The organism is Bacillus sp. ok061 (assembly GCF_900108285.1).
Classification (GTDB): Bacteria; Bacillota; Bacilli; order Bacillales; family Bacillaceae_G; genus Bacillus_A; species Bacillus_A thuringiensis_S.
Genome location: NZ_FNUW01000028.1, coordinates 1 through 15,048 on the forward strand (window position 1 = coordinate 1; position 15,048 = coordinate 15,048).

Consider the following 15,048-nt stretch of genomic DNA (forward strand, 5'->3'; position numbering starts at 1 on the left):
GTAATATAAAATGGAATTGGTATTTTATAAAAATATAATTTTATAAAAATTGTAATTGAAAAAAGGTTAAAAAATGAAGATGATTAGTTACTAGATTTTTGGAGAGGGCTTGATTTTCTAAGGAAAATAGGTGGAGGTAAAAAGAAGTGATAGGAGGATATAGTACACAAAATATTATTTCAATATAAATAAAAATCATTAAAATGATTATGTAAAAGACGGTTTCGTACAATATCGAAACCGTCTTTTTGTGTTGATTAGTGCTGGTTTTGTTTTCGAGCCTGCTCTGGTGTATCAAGTCCAGTTGCACCTGGATACTGTAGTGATTGATTACGATCAGATTCAACGCGGCGCGATTCTCGCAGTTTTCGTTCTTGGCGATCTTTACCCATAATGAATAACACCTCCTTGTTAAAAGTGTTGCTGTTATAAGAAAAAACTATGCGTAAATAAAATGGATTAACTTTCATAAAAAGTTCCCATAATGGAAAACATAGGAGGTGAAGTTGATGGATGGAAGTACTTTTTATTTTATAGCTTGGATAGGGTGGATTGTCGTAACCTTTTTTATGAAAAAGGACCCTATTCGGTGGAAGTTAGGCGCTTGTATATTGATTTTTATAATTTGCTCTCCGTTACATGTAACGATTGCCTCATTCATGGTATCAGTAAATGCTCTTTTACTTTGTATTATTTCTTTTATAGGGATCACGCTATATTCTGTTTGGAAAAAATTATATAGCTTACTTTCGGCACTTATTATTGCAATGTTATATACAAGTTTTCATCTGTTAGAGGTATATGATCCGATTTGGATTGTGGTGGATAGAGTGTTTCTGCTAAGTAGTGCTCTTGTGTATGCATCGGTGTTATTGCATGGGGATCGCATATTACGATTATGTTCCCTATATGTAGGGATGTTACAAGGAGAGTTGCTAGTGACATTTATTTTTCGGAAATTGAATTTTCCATATGATTACGGTAGTTTAGCATTTTTTGATATCGTCGCCGTTTCTACATTATTCATGGCAGTATTGTTTTGGATTGCAAAAGCATCAGTATACATGGAACAGTTTAAGAGAAAAACACGTAAAAGAAAGGCGAGGGTAATACATGACTGAATATACACCAGCCATTTTATGCGGCGTAATAGCGGGTACAGTTACAAGGTTGTTAATGCTTCGGACGGATACGCGGCAATATCCGACGAGGCTGCATGGGAAAATTATTCATATTGCAATGGGGTTAATTGCAGCAGCTTTAGGAGCGATTGCAATCCCGTCTATTTTGAAAAAAGATTTTTCTGCCATTACATTTCTTACGTTAGCAGCAACACAATTTCGTGATGTACGTAATATGGAAAGAAATACGCTTCAACAATTAGATGGATATGAGCTCGTACCGCGTGGAAATACATATATTGAAGGAATTGCATTGGTTTTTGAAAGTCGCAACTATTTGGCGATGTTAACGTCGTTTGCAACGACGTTTGCGTATATAGGATTCCGTTCATGGATTGCTGGAGTAATTATGGCTATAATCGCATTTTTTATTGCGAAAAAATTAATGTCTGGAAAAAGGCTACATGATCTTGTTGAAATTGAGCACGTTCCGCTTCGTTTTGAAGGGGCAGGACTGTATATTGATAATATTTATATTATGAATATTGGATTGCCGGCGAGGCAAGAAGAGATTATGAAATATGGCATGGGGTTTATTTTAAAACCGAAATCAATTGATGCGATGGTTACAATCTCAAATTTAGGGCAACGACAAGCTATTTTACACGATGTTTCGGTGGCGTTAGGGATTTATAGAGATTCTGGTACACCAGCGCTTGTACCGTTAGCAAAGCGTGATTTAGAGGATGGCAGGGTTGGAATCTTTGTCTTACCGCAAGATCAAGATGCAGAGAAAGCGATAAGTGTCATAGGAAATGTACCAACGTTAGAAAGTGCTGTCCATATGTCATCGGAAGCCCCGAAAGGAAGGGGAGATAAGAGATGATGTTAGAAAGCGTTATCCTGGCAGTTATTACAACAGCGCCAGAAAAATTTGCAGGTGGTGCTCCTTTATTTGTTTGTGAGTCGATGGAGGAACTAGAATTTGTTGCAAATAATTTAGAGGCAATTTTAGATGGTATTGCACATCGCTTACAAGAGAATGTATATATTATTGTGAAACATTAGGAACGTGTGTTATAATGTGAGGTGTTTTGATACGTTGAGAAATATTCTGGAATGCAAATCCCTTCTTGCACAAAGAAGGGTTTTTTACATAATAAACAGAAGCAAGTTGAAAGGATGAAAGTATATGCCGAAACCAGTAATAGCAATAGTAGGCCGCCCGAACGTAGGAAAATCTACTATTTTCAATAGAATAGTTGGAGAAAGAGTTTCAATCGTAGAAGATATCCCAGGTATAACTCGAGACCGTATTTATAGTGCGGGAGAATGGTTAAATCATGAGTTTAACATTATTGATACAGGTGGAATTGATATTGGAGACGAGCCGTTCTTGACACAAATTCGTCAACAGGCGGAAGTTGCGATTGATGAAGCAGATGTTATCATTTTTATGACGAATGGTCGCGATGGTGTAACTGCAGCGGATGAAGAAGTTGCTAAAATTTTGTATCGTTCTAAAAAACCAATTGTACTTGCGGTAAATAAAGTTGATAATCCAGAAATGCGTAGTGATATTTATGATTTTTATTCATTAGGATTTGGCGAGCCATTCCCGATTTCAGGTACACACGGTTTAGGGCTTGGTGATTTGTTAGATGAAGCTGCAAATCATTTTCCAAAGATTGAAGAAGAGGCGTATGACGATGAAACAATCCGTTTCTCTTTAATTGGACGTCCAAATGTAGGGAAATCATCGCTTGTAAATGCACTTCTTGGTCAAGAACGTGTAATTGTAAGTAATATCGCAGGAACGACGCGTGATGCTGTCGATACACCATATAGTAAAGATGATCAAGATTATGTAATCATTGATACAGCTGGTATGCGTAAAAAAGGAAAAGTATATGAAAGTACAGAAAAGTATAGTGTACTTCGTGCACTTAGAGCAATTGAACGTTCTGACGTTGTTTTAGTTGTTTTAGACGGAGAAGAAGGAATTATTGAGCAAGATAAAAAAATCGCTGGATATGCTCATGATTCAGGACGAGCTGTTATTATCGTTGTAAACAAATGGGATGCAGTGAAAAAAGATGAAAAAACAATGAAAGCATTTGAAGAAAATATCCGTGCTCATTTCCAATTCTTGGATTATGCGCCGATTGTATTCTTATCTGCAAAAACGAAAAAACGTACACAAACGTTATTACCGGTTATCAATGAGGTAAATGAAAGCCATAGCATCCGTGTACAAACAAACGTATTAAACGATGTAATTATGGATGCGGTAGCGATGAATCCAACACCGACTCATAATGGTAGCCGTCTGAAAATCTTCTATGCGACACAGGTTGCGGTAAAACCACCGACATTTGTTGTGTTTGTAAACGATACAGAATTAATGCACTTTTCATATGAGCGCTTCTTAAAGAATCGTTTACGTGAAGCGTTCGGTTTTGTAGGAACGCCGATTCACATTATCGCTCGAGCAAGAGACTAATGGAGAGGATGTGATTTTATGACAAAAATCACAGTAGTAGGAGCAGGTAGCTGGGGAACAGCGTTAGCGATGGTATTAGCTGACAATGGACATGATGTACGTATTTGGGGAAATCGCTCAGAACTTATGGATGAAATGAATACGAAACATGAGAATAGTCGATATCTTCCAGGCATTACATTGCCAAGCACAATCGTAGCCTACTCTTCTTTAGAAGAAGCATTAGTAGATGTAAATACAGTACTGCTAGTAGTACCGACGAAAGCGTACAGAGATGTATTACAAGAGATGAAAGAAATTGTTACAGAACCGATTACTTGGATTCATGCGAGTAAAGGGATTGAACCTGGTACGTCAAAACGTATTTCGGAAGTGATCGAGGAAGAAATTCCAGAGAACTTAATTAAAGATGTTGTTGTATTGTCTGGACCGAGTCATGCTGAAGAAGTTGGTTTACGACAAGCGACAACAGTTACGTCTGCAGCAAAGCGTATGGAAGCGGCTGAGGAAGTACAAGATTTATTTATGAATAGTTATTTCCGTGTATACACAAATCCAGATATCGTTGGAGTTGAACTTGGTGGTGCGTTAAAAAATATTATCGCATTAGCTGCTGGTATAACTGATGGTCTTGGATTAGGTGATAATGCAAAAGCGGCATTAATGACACGTGGTTTAACAGAGATTGCTCGTTTAGGAAGAAAAATGGGCGGGAATCCGTTAACGTTTGCTGGTCTAACTGGTATGGGAGACTTAATTGTAACTTGTACAAGTGTTCATAGTCGAAATTGGCGTGCTGGAAATATGCTTGGAAAAGGATACTCTTTAGAAGAAGTGTTAGAAAGCATGGGTATGGTTGTGGAAGGTGTAAGAACAACGAAAGCTGCTCATGAATTGGCAGAGAAAATGGAAGTTGAAATGCCGATTACAGCTGCTTTATATGACGTGCTGTTCAATGGAAATAACGTAAAAGATGCGGTAGGCTCATTGATGGGACGTGTTCGAAAACATGAAGTGGAAGCTATACCTGACTTACTGTAAAGAAAAGCGACAGAAGTACATTCGTACTTCTGTCGCTTTTTTATTTTATGGGTCTTTTCACCATTTTTTTATTTTTGCATAGGATGAAGAGTAACTTGAGGAGAGGGTGAAAAGAATGGATAATAACATTTTTAATAATATTGAGAAGGAAGCGAAAGTAAATAAAGAGGATATTTTTAAATTAGCATCATCCGTGCAAAATGCGAATTTACGTGATGAAACTGTACTTCGTCAATTAATTCATCAAGTGGCTCTTATGGCGGGACGTGAAGTGCCGAAAGAGCAAGAGGATCAAATTGTAAAAGCGATTATTAATAATAATATGCCAGCAGATTTTGGCTCGTTAAGCAAAATGTTTAAAAAATAAATTATGAGAAACAAAGAGTTTGTAGATTGCATATGATAGCCATGAAAGAATGGGAATAGAGCTGTTTTTGGGCATATTTGGTCAACCGAAGCGAGAGATACAATCGCTTCGGTTTTATTTTTATCTAGATTGGTGGAAAATACTGAAAAACCTATTGATTAAAGTTACATATTCGTAATTTGTAGTAAAATGTTCTTTTTGTATTTGTTTAAAGATTTTAATTTGTTAAAATAGTATAAAAATAGATTAATAAAAAGGGGTGTGTATATGTCAGAAGGGCTTATGAAAATGTGGCTGGCTTTAGGGGCAATTGGATTTATGTTTTTTGCAGTAAGCTTTATTTTATTAAGTAGACATAAAATAAAGAATAAATTCTTGAAAGGGATTACAGCGTTAGTAGCGTACACCCTTATGGTTGTGTCAGGAATTGTTATTTTTCTTGTTGTATTTAGTGGACCTGTACAGCAGTAAATGGAATGGTCTCGAAAATACTACATACGGAGCAAGTTATATTAGTATGAAAAGGTGATGCTAGTGAAAAAAGTCCATATTATTTTAATATTTTGTTGTATGAGCCTTTTAACGGGGTGTCTGTATCCGAAAGAAAATATGAAGCAAAATGCGGTTCCTTATGAAGATCAGCTGCAGGTTGTTCAAAAAGCTGTTGTGACATTTAAGGAGCAAAATGATGGGATATTGCCAATTAAGACGAGGGATATGAGTACACCTATTTATCAAAAGTATCCAATCGATTTTCAACAGATTGCCCCGCGTTACATACAAGAAGCGCCAGGAAATGCATATGAAAGTGGAGGAGTATATCAATACGTATTAATAGACGTTGAAACAAATCCAACAGTAAAGTTAATTGATGTTAGGATGGCTGAACAAATTCAGGAATTATCTTTAAAGCTTAGGATGTATCGTGATGAACATCAATATCCACCTTTTAAAAAAGTAATTTCAGATGGTGTATATGAATTGGATTTCAAAAAACTAGGATATAAAGATGTGCCACAAGTGACAAGTCCATATTCTGGTAAAGGGCTTCCTTTTGTAATTAATGAAAAAGGAGAAGTTTTTGTTGATTATAGAATCGACTTATATGACGCTTTGAAAAAAAATGAAGGGCAGTTTACGGAGGGAGAAGATATTCGAAATATACTTTCGAAAGGTTCCCCGTTTGTACCAGCTTATTCTTTACCGTACACAGTAAAGGACGGAGAACCAATTTTTTTAAAATCATAAGTCATGAACCTTTCTTTTAGTGAATAAGTTCTAGAAGAAAGGTTTTTTATGTTATACAACTTACGATGCAAACAAAAGATATTTTTTAATAGTCATATGAAATTGGACAAAATTATATGATATATTGTCCGAACTTCTAGAATACCATTATATTATATCAGATATTATAGGCAACGTTAGAGAAGGTATTAGTTGACTATAAACGCGGAATTATTCCCAAAAATTTTGAGGGAGGGAATCACTTGGAAAAGGTAGATATTTTTAAAGATATTGCAGAACGAACAGGCGGTGATATTTATTTTGGAGTTGTAGGAGCTGTTCGAACAGGGAAATCAACATTCATTAAAAAATTTATGGAACTTGTAGTTATTCCAAATATTGAGAATGAGTCTGACCGTCAAAGAGCGCAGGATGAATTGCCTCAAAGTGCTGCTGGTCGTACAATTATGACGACGGAACCGAAGTTTGTTCCAAACCAAGCGGTTTCTATCGAAGTAGATGAAGGACTTGAAGTGAATATTCGATTAGTAGATTGTGTTGGATATACGGTTCCAGGAGCGAAGGGCTATGAAGATGAGAATGGCCCGCGCATGATTAATACCCCTTGGTATGAAGAACCTATTCCATTCCATGAAGCTGCAGAAATCGGCACGCGTAAAGTAATTCAAGAACATTCAACAATTGGTGTTGTAATTACAACAGATGGAACAATTGGTGAAATTCCAAGAAGAGATTATATAGAGGCAGAAGAACGCGTTGTAAATGAATTGAAAGAAGTAGGAAAACCTTTCATTATGATAATTAATACGGTACAGCCGTATCATCCAGATACAGAGCAATTACGCCAAAGTTTATCAGAAGAATATGATATCCCGGTTATTGCAATGAGTGTGGAGAGTTTAAGAGAAACAGATGTATATAATGTACTTCGTGAAGCGCTATTTGAATTCCCTGTATTAGAAGTGAATGTGAACCTTCCAAGCTGGGTAATGGTGCTAAATGAAGGGCATTGGTTGCGTCAAAGTTATCAAGAAGCAGTTCAAGAAACTGTGAAGGATATAAAACGTCTTCGTGATGTGGATCGCGTTGTTTGGCAGTTTAGTCAATATGAATTTATTGATCGAGCGAGCTTAGCTGGCATTGATATGGGGCAAGGTGTGGCGGAGATTGATTTATATGCGCCAGATGAATTATATGATCAGATTTTAAAAGAAGTAGTAGGGGTAGAAATTCGAGGGAAAGATCATTTATTGAAGCTTATGCTCGATTTATCTCATGCGAAAACAGAATACGACCAAGTCGCAGACGCACTGCGTATGGTTAAGCAAACAGGATATGGTGTAGCAGCGCCTGCGCTAGCAGATATGAGCTTAGATGAGCCAGAAATTATTCGTCACGGTTCAAGGTTTGGTGTGAAGTTAAAAGCGGTAGCGCCATCCATTCATATGATTAAAGTAGATGTAGAGTCAACGTTTGAACCGATCATTGGTACTGAAAAGCAAAGTGAAGAATTAGTTCGTTATTTAATGCAAGATTTTGAAGATGACCCGTTATCAATTTGGAATTCTGATATATTTGGACGTTCGCTTAGCTCGATTGTTCGAGAAGGAATTCAGGCGAAATTATCCTTAATGCCAGAAAACGCTAGATATAAATTAAAAGAAACGCTAGAAAGAATTATTAATGAAGGATCTGGCGGATTAATTGCGATTATACTATAAGAAAAATCCCTCTCATTGTAGAGGGATTTTTTGTTTTTTTTGATTATAAAATAGAAAAATAAACAGTCATTATCTAATACATTGTTGTAAATTGTCAAGTTTCATCAGATTTTCACATTTTCACAGTAACAATTTCCTTAAAAATATTGAATTATAAAGGAGAATCGTATAATATAGGCGTTGATAATGATTTATCTACATCTTTGTAGTATAGAATTTGTAAAAATTGCCTACAAATGAAAGTAAGACTCATTTTATGATCATTATACAGTCTTATCTTTGGGAGGAGGTGAATGGCATGAACAAGACAGATTTAATCAATGCTGTTGCAGAAGCAAGTTCCCTTTCTAAAAAGGACGCAACAAAAGCAGTAGACGCTGTTTTTGATTCTATCTTAGAAGCTTTAAAACAAGGTGATAAAGTACAACTGATCGGATTCGGTAACTTCGAAGTTCGTGAGCGTGCGGCTCGTAAAGGTCGTAACCCACAAACAGGTGAGGAGATTGAAATCGCTGCAAGTAAAGTACCTGCATTCAAACCTGGTAAAGCGTTAAAAGATGCGGTTAAATAATCCTTACATATTAACAGGGAAGAAGAGTTTCCTTTTTGGGAACTCTTCTTTTTGCTTTTAAAAACATAAATATGCTAGAATGTGTTCGTATCACTTTTAGGTTTTCGGGAGGGCTAGCGGATGGCAAAAGTTAATTTAGAACAAATTGAACATGCAGTACGCCTTATTTTAGAGGCGATTGGGGATGATCCAAATCGTGAGGGAGTACTTGATACACCAAAACGTGTTGCAAAAATGTACGCAGAAGTGTTCTCAGGTATGCATGAAGATCCGAAAGAGCATTTGCATAAAGTATTCGGAGAAGATCACGAAGAGCTTGTACTAGTAAAAGATATACCATTTTATTCGATGTGTGAGCATCATTTAGTTCCATTCTATGGAGTTGCTCACGTTGCATATATTCCGCAAGGTGGAAAGGTGACAGGGTTAAGTAAATTAGCTCGTACTGTAGATACAATTGCACGTCGTCCACAACTGCAAGAACGTATTACATCAACAGTAGCGAACTCTATTATGGAAGTACTAGAGCCTCATGGTGTAATGGTAGTAGTAGAAGCAGAACATATGTGTATGACGATGCGTGGTGTGAAAAAACCAGGTGCGAAAACAGTAACGACAGCAGTGCGTGGTGTGCTTGAAAATGATGCTGCAGCGCGCAGTGAAATTTTATCGTTTATTAAAACGAAGTAAAGAAAAGCGGGAAACTGCTTTTCTTTTTTTTTTTAGTAAATAAATGATATAGTTTTAGCTAGACAGAGTGAGATTAGAAAAATTGCTTACATGAATGGTAGGTGTAGCCAAGTTTTGGTTATAGAAAATAGAGTGTATGTGTTATAATAAGTTTTATGAATTAGAAAACAAGGGTGATTTTTTGTGTGTGACATCTACGGAGGGTATGCGGGTATAAAAGAGAAATTGATGGAGAAATTACGCCATCCTTATTTTATAAACTATATTGAAGAACCATTTATTGATGAAGAAAAGATAGCATTGTTATATGGTGCTTTAAAGAGTGCAAACTTACATATAGAACAAATTGAGCATTACGTAGTAACGATTATGCTTGTACAAATTGCGCTTGATACGCATGAAAAGGTATCAAATAAAGCAGGCGAGGAAGCGATTGAATCGCATAAATGTCGTCAATTAACAGTACTTGCAGGCGATTACTATAGTGGACTATATTATTATTTATTGTCTATGAATCGTGATATTGTTTTAATTCGTGCACTTGCTGAAGGAATTAAAGAGATAAATGAACACAAAATTATGTTATACCAAAAAGCGCATGAAACGACGGATGACATAATGAAAAGCGTAGTAACGATTGAGTCTGCACTCCTTCAAAAAACATGTGATCATTTTCATTTATCACATTGGAAGCCATTTATCACATACGTATTAGGTGGAAATCGCCTTCAAAAAGAAATTCAATTGTATGCTGATAAACAACATTCACCTGTTTTTCAAGCGATGCAAGATGCTTTAGGGGATAAAGCAGAAGTAGTGATTAATAGTTGGATGATGGAATTGAGAAAGAAAGAAAAACAATTTTTAGAAAATCACATAGACATTAATGAAATAAATTCTGTGTTAAGGGATAAATAGAAGACATAAGCAATTTTACATTGGAAGAAGGTACGAGCATGCAACAATCAAAAGAAGAAAGAGTACATGACGTATTTGAAAAGATTTCTGATAAATACGATGTGATGAATTCTGTAATTAGTTTTCAAAGACATAAAGCGTGGCGTAAAGAAACGATGCGAATTATGGATGTACAACCAGGCAGTCAAGCGCTTGATGTATGCTGTGGAACCGCAGATTGGACAATTGCACTAGCTGAAGCGGTAGGTGAACAAGGAAAGGCTGTTGGCTTAGACTTCAGTGAAAATATGTTATCTGTCGGTAAGCAAAAGGTAGAGGCATTACAATTAAAACAAGTAGAACTTCTACATGGGAATGCAATGGAACTTCCGTTTGAAGATAATACGTTTGATTATGTAACGATTGGGTTTGGTTTACGTAACGTACCGGATTATATGCACGTATTAAAAGAAATGACGCGTGTAGTAAAACCAGGTGGAAAAGTAATCTGTTTAGAAACATCTCAACCAACAATGATTGGTTTTCGACAAGGGTATATTTTATACTTTAAATATATCATGCCGTTATTTGGAAAGATGTTTGCGAAAAGTTATAAAGAATATTCATGGCTTCAAGAATCTGCTAGTACGTTCCCAGGGATGAAAGAACTGGCTCAAATGTTTGAGCAAGCTGGACTTGAACGTGTGCAAGTGAAACCATTTACTTTTGGGGTAGCAGCGATGCATTTAGGTATTAAACCAGAATCAAAATAGAAAAAAGAAGTTTTAGGTTAAGGTGAACAATATGAAGTTACAACTTATGTACTCTTTTTTACGATCGGATATTAATGTAATAGAAAAAGAATTAAAAAAGACAGTCGCTTCTGAACAGCCATTAGTAGAAGAGGCAGCATTACAGCTTATTGAAGCTGGTGGGAAGCGAATTCGTCCTGTATTTGTGTTGCTTGCAGGGAAATTTGGAGATTATAAGTTAGATGCAATTAAGCATGTTGCTGTTGCGTTAGAACTTATTCATATGGCTTCTCTTGTTCACGATGATGTTATTGATGCTGCATTTTTACGACGCGGCAGTGCGACTGTGAATGCAAAATGGGGAGATCGTATTGCGATGTATACAGGGGACTATCTGTTCGCTAAGTCTCTTGAATGTATAACAAACATCGAAATCCCAGAGGCGCATCAAGCGTTATCACATACTATTTTAGAAGTCTGTAAAGGTGAAATTGAACAAATTAAAGATAAATACAATTATGACCAGAATTTAAGAACGTATTTAAGAAGAATAAAGCGAAAAACAGCATTATTAATTGCCGCGAGTTGTCAATTGGGAGCGATTGCTGCTGGTGCTAATCGTGATACGGTAAATCGTTTATTTTGGTATGGGTATTTTGTAGGAATGTCTTATCAAATTATTGATGACATTTTAGACTTCGTTTCCACAGAAGAGAAACTTGGAAAACCTGCTGGCGGAGATTTACTACAAGGGAATATTACACTTCCTGCTTTATATGCGATGGAAGATCCAGCACTTCGTCAGAAAATCATATCTGTACACGAAAATACAACAGCAAGTGAAATGCAAGAAATTATTGATGCTGTAAAAAATAGTACAGCAATTGATCAAGCATTTGCGTTTAGTGAACGTTATTTACATAAAGCTTTAGAAATAATAAAACCACTCCCACGTGGACAAGCAAAGTACGCATTACAAAATGTTGCAAAGTATATTGGAAAACGAAAATTTTAATGTTTATTCTAAAAAATAAAATAATCTCTCTATTTCAAAACTATTGCACAATTGTGATAATATGTGTGTGGGGATATACAATTACATACATAATTCAGAAGTGGAGAGATTTTTTATGGAAAAAACATTTCTAATGGTAAAACCAGATGGTGTACAACGTGCCTTCATTGGGGAAATTCTAGCTCGTTTTGAGAAAAAAGGCTTTCAATTAGTTGGTGCAAAATTAATGCAAGTCACTCCGGAAATTGCTGGACAACACTACGCTGAGCATAAGGAAAAACCTTTCTTTGGTGAGTTAGTAGACTTTATTACATCTGGACCTGTATTCGCAATGGTATGGCAAGGTGAAGGTGTAGTAGATACAGCGCGTAACATGATGGGGAAAACAAGACCACATGAAGCAGCTCCTGGAACAATTCGTGGAGATTTCGGTGTAACTGTTGCGAAAAATATTATTCATGGTTCTGATTCTTTAGAAAGCGCAGAGCGCGAGATTGCTATTTTCTTTAAAGAAGAAGAATTAGTTGACTACTCAAAATTAATGAATGAATGGATTTACTAATTATTTTGAAATAATTTGTAAACGCTTTAATCACTGTGATAATAGTAAAAAGTGCAAGGAGAATAGGGGTATTCTTCTTGCGCTTTTTTTATTTTCAATTAGTTACGAAGTTTGAGCTGTTATGATATATTGATATTTAAATTAGGCCTATCGGAAATATAGAATAAGAAAATGGTCGATTTATGATATAATTTCTTTAATATTTTTAGAATGATAAAAGTTAATATAGTGAGATAAATACATATACGAAAAGAGGAATAACGTATGCGATATATTACAGCTGGTGAATCTCATGGTCCGCAACTTACAACGATTATAGAAGGTGTTCCAGCAGGATTGTCTTTAGTAGCGGATGATATAAACGAAGAGTTAGCTAGAAGACAAAAGGGATATGGGCGTGGTAGACGCATGCAAATTGAAACGGATCAAGTGCAAATTTTAAGTGGTGTTAGACATGGAGAAACATTAGGTTCCCCTATTGCACTCGTTGTTGAAAATCGTGATTTTGCACATTGGACAAAAGTTATGGGTGCAGAACCTTTAACGGAACAAGAAGAAAAAGAGATGAAAAGGAAAGTGACAAAACCAAGGCCTGGGCATGCTGATTTAAATGGTGCAATTAAATATGGTCATAGAGATATGAGAAATGTACTGGAACGTTCCTCAGCGCGTGAAACGACGGTGCGTGTTGCTGCTGGTGCGGTTGCTAAAAAGGTGTTAGCAGAACTTGGTATTAAATTGGCGGGCCATGTAATTGAAATTGGCGGTGTACAAGCTAAGGAGGTTACGTATAGTTCAATTGAAGACTTAAAGAGTATTACAGAAGCATCACCTGTACGTTGCTTAGATGAAGAAGCTGGTAACCAAATGATGAAAGCAATTGATGGTGCGAAAGCAAATGGTGATTCAATCGGTGGAATCGTTGAAGTAATTGTGGAGGGAATGCCAATTGGAGTAGGTAGCTACGTGCATTATGATCGAAAACTGGATGCGAAATTAGCAACTGCAATTATGAGTATTAATGCTTTTAAAGGTGTCGAGATTGGAATTGGTTTTGAAGCAGCACATAGACCGGGAAGTGAAGTTCATGATGAAATTCTGTGGAATGAGGAGCATGGATATACACGAAGAACAAATAATGCAGGTGGATTAGAAGGCGGTATGACGACTGGAATGCCAATTGTTGTGCGAGGTGTGATGAAACCGATACCTACACTTTATAAACCTCTTCAAAGTGTAGATATTGATACGAAAGAGCCTTTTACAGCGAGCATTGAACGTTCAGATAGTTGTGCAGTGCCAGCAGCTAGTGTCGTTGCAGAAGCAGTTGTGGCTTGGGAATTAGCGACAGCTTTAATAGAACAATTCGGATTAGATCGTATGGAACTAATTCGTGAAAATATCGAGAAACATAATGAATATGCGAGGGGATTTTAATGGGAAACATACATATTCAAACGAAATCAAAAGAATATGATGTACATGTTGGTAAAGAAGCGTTGTCACACTTAACAACGATCGTTCAAAGTATGCAGCCCGCGGTATCTAACGTAATGATCATTTCAGATGAAGCTGTTGCATCACTGCATTTACAGACAGTTATCGATGCATTACAAGTAGAGCAGGACGTGTTTTCGTTTGTTGTACCAAGTGGCGAAAAAGAGAAGTCTTTCGAAAATTTCTATGCAGCTCATACGTCAGCTCTTGAAAATAAATTAGATAGAAATTCTTTAATTCTTGCACTTGGAGGCGGAATGATTGGAGATTTAGCTGGTTTTGTTGCTGCGTCGTTTATGCGTGGTATTCGCTTTGTGCAGGTTCCGACGACTTTATTAGCGCACGATAGCGCAGTGGGTGGGAAAGTAGCGATTAATCATCCGTTAGGTAAAAATATGATTGGTGCATTCCATCAGCCAGAAGCAGTAGTATATCATACACCGTTTTTACAGTCTCTTCCTGAAAAAGAGTGGCGTTCAGGTTATGCAGAGGTGATAAAGCATGCTCTTATTGGTGATGTGGAGCTATATCATTGGTTAAAAGAAGAAGTGCAAACATTAGCGGATCTTCGTGATGAGAAGTTAATCCATATATTAACGAAGGCGATTCCTGTAAAGGCAAATGTTGTATCACAAGATGAAAAAGAGAAGGGTGTACGTGCCCATTTGAACTTTGGACATACGTTAGGACATGCTCTTGAAAAAGAGCTAGGGTATGGAAATATTACTCACGGTGACGGCGTAGCGGTGGGAATGTTATTCGCCATATTTTTAAGTGAGCAAGTGTACAAGGTTGATCTTGCTTATGAAGATATGAAGCAGTGGTTCTTGAAATACGGCTATCCAAAAATGCCAAGAGATTTGAATGTAGAGCGCCTTGTTAAATTGATGAAACAAGATAAGAAAGCAAATGCAGGAGCAATTCATATGGTGCTTATGCAGGAATATGGGGTAGTGAATGTCGTATCTATTTCAGATGAGACTGTTCATATTGCGTTAGAGGCATTTCAAAAAGATATGGTTTAAAATGATAGCGAAGTGCTGTGAAGTGCTCATTTAGAGGT

General features: G+C 36.6%; 18 protein-coding genes. 17 read left to right on the top strand and 1 reads right to left on the bottom strand.

Features of this window, described 5'->3' with window-relative positions:
* Window positions 1-257 precede the first annotated feature (257 nt).
* Window positions 258-392 carry a YpzI family protein gene (locus C4S65_RS34090; RefSeq protein ID WP_000513902.1) on the bottom strand — a complete coding sequence of 45 codons (135 nt, stop codon included), beginning with the start codon at window positions 390-392 and terminating at the stop codon, window positions 258-260.
* A gap of 117 nt (window positions 393-509) precedes the next feature.
* Between C4S65_RS34090 and C4S65_RS26530 the strand changes: the two genes are divergently transcribed.
* From C4S65_RS26530 to aroB, 17 genes are all read left to right on the top strand, one after another.
* Complete coding sequence (locus tag C4S65_RS26530; protein WP_097820771.1) at window positions 510-1,121, top strand: hypothetical protein; 612 nt, start codon at window positions 510-512, stop codon at window positions 1,119-1,121.
* Complete coding sequence (locus C4S65_RS26535; RefSeq protein ID WP_000141589.1) at window positions 1,114-2,007, top strand: YIEGIA family protein; 894 nt, start codon at window positions 1,114-1,116, stop codon at window positions 2,005-2,007. The genes C4S65_RS26530 and C4S65_RS26535 overlap by 8 nt, the downstream gene beginning before the upstream one ends.
* Window positions 2,004-2,189, top strand: a complete 186-nt coding sequence (locus C4S65_RS26540) for a hypothetical protein (RefSeq protein WP_000979048.1) — start codon at window positions 2,004-2,006, stop codon at window positions 2,187-2,189. The genes C4S65_RS26535 and C4S65_RS26540 overlap by 4 nt, the downstream gene beginning before the upstream one ends.
* A gap of 124 nt (window positions 2,190-2,313) precedes the next feature.
* On the top strand, window positions 2,314-3,624 hold the full coding sequence (gene engA / locus C4S65_RS26545; RefSeq protein ID WP_001125890.1) for a ribosome-associated GTPase EngA: 1,311 nt from the start codon (window positions 2,314-2,316) through the stop codon (window positions 3,622-3,624).
* An 18-nt stretch (window positions 3,625-3,642) separates the two neighbouring features.
* A complete protein-coding gene (locus C4S65_RS26550; protein WP_000161784.1) occupies window positions 3,643-4,665 on the top strand; it encodes an NAD(P)H-dependent glycerol-3-phosphate dehydrogenase in 1,023 nt (340 codons plus the stop codon).
* A gap of 115 nt (window positions 4,666-4,780) precedes the next feature.
* Complete coding sequence (locus C4S65_RS26555) at window positions 4,781-5,032, top strand: stage VI sporulation protein F (protein ID WP_000369753.1); 252 nt, start codon at window positions 4,781-4,783, stop codon at window positions 5,030-5,032.
* Window positions 5,033-5,299: 267 nt separating this feature from the next.
* A complete protein-coding gene (locus C4S65_RS26560; RefSeq protein WP_001289005.1) occupies window positions 5,300-5,503 on the top strand; it encodes a DUF2768 domain-containing protein in 204 nt (67 codons plus the stop codon).
* 63 nt (window positions 5,504-5,566) lie between these two features.
* On the top strand, window positions 5,567-6,280 hold the full coding sequence (locus tag C4S65_RS26565) for a hypothetical protein (protein WP_000755479.1): 714 nt from the start codon (window positions 5,567-5,569) through the stop codon (window positions 6,278-6,280).
* 242 nt (window positions 6,281-6,522) lie between these two features.
* The gene (spoIVA, locus tag C4S65_RS26570; RefSeq protein WP_000416521.1) at window positions 6,523-8,001 is read left to right on the top strand and encodes a stage IV sporulation protein A; all 1,479 of its coding nucleotides are present in this window, start codon (window positions 6,523-6,525) and stop codon (window positions 7,999-8,001) included.
* Between the two features lie 298 nt (window positions 8,002-8,299).
* Window positions 8,300-8,572 carry an HU family DNA-binding protein gene (locus C4S65_RS26575; RefSeq protein ID WP_001043860.1) on the top strand — a complete coding sequence of 91 codons (273 nt, stop codon included), beginning with the start codon at window positions 8,300-8,302 and terminating at the stop codon, window positions 8,570-8,572.
* Window positions 8,573-8,692: 120 nt separating this feature from the next.
* The gene (gene folE, locus C4S65_RS26580; protein WP_001151482.1) at window positions 8,693-9,262 is read left to right on the top strand and encodes a GTP cyclohydrolase I FolE; all 570 of its coding nucleotides are present in this window, start codon (window positions 8,693-8,695) and stop codon (window positions 9,260-9,262) included.
* A gap of 183 nt (window positions 9,263-9,445) precedes the next feature.
* Window positions 9,446-10,180 (top strand): heptaprenyl diphosphate synthase component 1, encoded by a 735-nt coding sequence (locus tag C4S65_RS26585; RefSeq protein ID WP_000332840.1) that lies wholly within the window; start codon window positions 9,446-9,448, stop codon window positions 10,178-10,180.
* Window positions 10,181-10,218: 38 nt separating this feature from the next.
* Complete coding sequence (menG, locus tag C4S65_RS26590; RefSeq protein WP_001187672.1) at window positions 10,219-10,932, top strand: 2-heptaprenyl-1,4-naphthoquinone methyltransferase; 714 nt, start codon at window positions 10,219-10,221, stop codon at window positions 10,930-10,932.
* A 31-nt stretch (window positions 10,933-10,963) separates the two neighbouring features.
* Window positions 10,964-11,926 (top strand): heptaprenyl diphosphate synthase component II, encoded by a 963-nt coding sequence (gene hepT, locus C4S65_RS26595; protein WP_000776072.1) that lies wholly within the window; start codon window positions 10,964-10,966, stop codon window positions 11,924-11,926.
* A 115-nt stretch (window positions 11,927-12,041) separates the two neighbouring features.
* Window positions 12,042-12,488, top strand: coding sequence for a nucleoside-diphosphate kinase (gene ndk, locus C4S65_RS26600; RefSeq protein ID WP_000415878.1), 447 nt, complete (start codon window positions 12,042-12,044; stop codon window positions 12,486-12,488).
* Window positions 12,489-12,752: 264 nt separating this feature from the next.
* Window positions 12,753-13,925: a chorismate synthase gene (aroC, locus tag C4S65_RS26605; RefSeq protein WP_061666887.1), complete on the top strand. Its 1,173-nt coding sequence runs from the start codon at window positions 12,753-12,755 to the stop codon at window positions 13,923-13,925.
* The gene (gene aroB / locus C4S65_RS26610; RefSeq protein ID WP_000526807.1) at window positions 13,925-15,010 is read left to right on the top strand and encodes a 3-dehydroquinate synthase; all 1,086 of its coding nucleotides are present in this window, start codon (window positions 13,925-13,927) and stop codon (window positions 15,008-15,010) included. Before aroC ends, aroB begins: the two co-directional genes overlap by 1 nt.
* Window positions 15,011-15,048: the final 38 nt, after the last annotated feature.